3 protein-coding genes are annotated in these 2503 nt (G+C 69.1%); 2 read left to right on the forward strand and 1 reads right to left on the reverse strand.

Annotation, left to right across the window (positions count from 1 at the left end; translation table 11 throughout):
• Positions 1 to 252 (forward strand): acyl-CoA dehydrogenase family protein (locus CCN56_RS16940; protein ID WP_256962004.1); only part of this gene is annotated, 252 nt, incomplete at its 5' end.
• 281 nt (positions 253 to 533) lie between these two features.
• Here CCN56_RS16940 and CCN56_RS16945 read toward each other — a convergent pair.
• Entirely contained in the window at positions 534 to 1790 is a 1257-nt protein-coding gene (locus tag CCN56_RS16945) for an LCP family protein (protein ID WP_256962005.1), read from the reverse strand.
• A gap of 130 nt (positions 1791 to 1920) precedes the next feature.
• On the opposite strand from CCN56_RS16945, the gene CCN56_RS16950 reads away from it, so the two are divergent.
• Positions 1921 to 2466 carry an acyl-CoA thioesterase gene (locus CCN56_RS16950; RefSeq protein ID WP_086827761.1) on the forward strand — a complete coding sequence of 182 codons (546 nt, stop codon included), beginning with the start codon at positions 1921 to 1923 and terminating at the stop codon, positions 2464 to 2466.
• The last annotated feature ends 37 nt before the right edge of the window (positions 2467 to 2503 follow it).

Genomic DNA, 2503 nt, shown 5'->3' on the forward strand with positions numbered 1-2503 from the left:
CAGCTCACCTACGCGGCCGCAGCGAAGTCCGAGCGGGTCGACGGCGACCTGACCTTCTTCGGCGCGGCGGCCAAGTGCTTCGCCTCCGACGTGGCGATGGAGGTCACCACCGACGCCGTGCAGCTCCTGGGCGGCTACGGCTACACCCGTGACTACCCGGTCGAGCGCATGATGCGCGACGCCAAGATCACCCAGATCTACGAGGGCACCAACCAGGTCCAGCGCATCGTCATGGCCCGCAACCTCCCGTAACGGCCGCACGGAAAAGGGGCACCCCTCAAGGGGTGCCCCTTTCACCGCTCGCCATATGGCCACGGCCGGCGTGCAGCCGGCGCCCCGCATCCCGCCGCACAGGCCCTTGCGGGCGCCGAACAGGTCAGGAAGGCCGTCCACCGTTCGATGAACCCGTCTTCCTTCCCCTCGGGGACCCGCCAGTCACCGGAGGCCCAGAACCTGCTGTCCTCTGACACGGCACACCGCCTCGCTGGGAAGACCCCTCTTCCGGGCCGGGCGGCCACCAGCGGGTCAGCGGGTCAGCGGTCCGAGGTGACGGTGACCGGCTCGTCGTTCTTGATCTGCTCGACGAGCTGCTTCACCTTCGGCATGTCCCACTTCAGGGAGTTCTGCGGCGCGCTGCCCGCGAGCGGCATGTTCATGGACTTGCCGTCGCCGCCGCTGATGCCCTTCATCGCGAAGAACATCTTCCCGAGGTCGTACAGCGACATGTCCTTGTCCACGATCAGCGTGTCCAGACCGGCGCCGAGCGTCGGGTACAGCGCGAACGGGTTGAGGATCGTGCCCGGCGTCGCCGCCTGGTTCGCGAGGGCGGAGAGGAACTTCTGCTGGTTCTTCGTCCGCTGGAGGTCCGACTGGGCGAAGGCGTACCGGGTACGGACGAAGGCCAGGGCCTGCTCGCCGTTGAGGGTCTGCGTGCCCGCCTGGAAGTTCGCGCCGGACTTCTTGTCCTTGAAGCCCTTCTCGATGTTCAGCTCGACGCCGCCGAGTGCGTCCACGATGTTCGCGAAGCCGGCGAAGCCGATCTCCGCGTAGTGGTCGATGTGCAGGCCGGTGTTGTACTCGACGGTCCGCACGAGCAGCTCGGGGCCGTCCATCGCGTAGGCCGCGTTCAGCTTGGAGCCGCCACGGGCCGGGTACGACTTGCCCGACTCGGAGCCGACGAAGTTCGGGATCGTCACCCAGGAGTCACGGGGCAGCGAGACCATCGTGTTCCCGCTGGAGCAGGCCGCGAGGATCATCATCGAGTCGGTCCGCTTGCCCTCGGCGGAGCCGGTGTGGAGCTTCTTCTTCTCCTCGGCGGACATGCCCTCGCGGCTGTCGGAGCCGACGATCAGGTACGTCGTGCAGTCGCCCTCCTCCGGCCGCTCGATGACCTTGGAGAGATCGACCTCGTTGCGCATCTGGGAGCTGGCCCAGGCGTAGGTGCCGATGCCCCAGGCGACGACGGCGACGACGAGCACGATCGAGCCGACCTTGATCCGCTTGCGCCAGTCCGGCGCGGGCCGACCGGGCCCGGGAGGCGCGTACTGCGGGGGAATGCCGCCCAGACCGCCGCCGCCCTGGTGACCGCCGCCCTGGGGGCCGCCGTACACCTGACCGGAGCTGTAACCGGAGTCGTACCCCTGGCTCTGCGCCTGCGTGAAGTTCGGGTTGTAACCCTGGTCGCCCTGGCCGTAGCCCTGCTGGGAACGCGGCGGCTGCTGCGGAACCTGCGGGCGCTGCACATGGCTCATCCGGCGGGGTCCCTCGGGCTGATCGGGCCAGTCATTCATGCGGACCAGTGTGCCGGGCGGGCCTTTCCGGGCGACAGTCCGGGTAGAAGATCGGACCGCTGCTGTTGCCAAGCTGATGCAAACCGGACCCGACGGGGACGGAGGCCGGACCCGGCATAAGGTGGAGGACATGACAGATCAGGGCGATATGCGGGATGGAATCCCGGGCAAGCCGACCTCCGCGTCCCGCACCACCCTCAGCCACATCATGACCAGCCACGACACCAACCTCCTCGGTACGGTGCACGGCGGCGTGATCATGAAGCTGGTGGACGACGCGGCGGGCGCCGTCGCGGGCCGGCACTCGGGCGGCCCGGCGGTCACGGCCTCCATGGACGAGATGGCCTTCCTGGAGCCGGTACGGGTCGGAGACCTGCTGCACGTGAAGGCCCAGGTCAACTGGACCGGCCGGTCCTCGATGGAGGTCGGCGTGCGGGTCATGGCCGAGCGCTGGAACGAGTCCACGCCCGCCACCCAGGTCGGCTCCGCCTACCTGGTCTTCGCGGCCGTCGACGCGGAGGGCAGGCCCCGCCCGGTCCCCCAGGTCATCCCGGAGACGGAGCAGGACAAGCGCCGCAACCAGGAAGCCCAGATCCGCCGCACCCACCGCCTGGCCCGCCGCCAGGCCATCAAGGAACTCCGCGAACGCCGAGCAGCAGAGGGCTACGAGGACTGACGCGACGAGACCCGCGCCCCGCCCGTTGTGGGCCCAC

The organism is Streptomyces sp. NRRL B-24572 (assembly GCF_002156145.1).
Taxonomy (GTDB): Bacteria; Actinomycetota; Actinomycetes; order Streptomycetales; family Streptomycetaceae; genus Streptomyces; species Streptomyces vietnamensis.

Bases quoted from the DNA above. Each gene is read 5' to 3' on its own strand.
- CCN56_RS16950 (WP_086827761.1), top strand. From the start codon at position 1,921: ATGACAGATCAGGGCGATATGCGGGATGGAATCCCGGGCAAGCCGACC.
- CCN56_RS16945 (WP_256962005.1), bottom strand. From the start codon at position 1,790: ATGAATGACTGGCCCGATCAGCCCGAGGGACCCCGCCGGATGAGCCAT.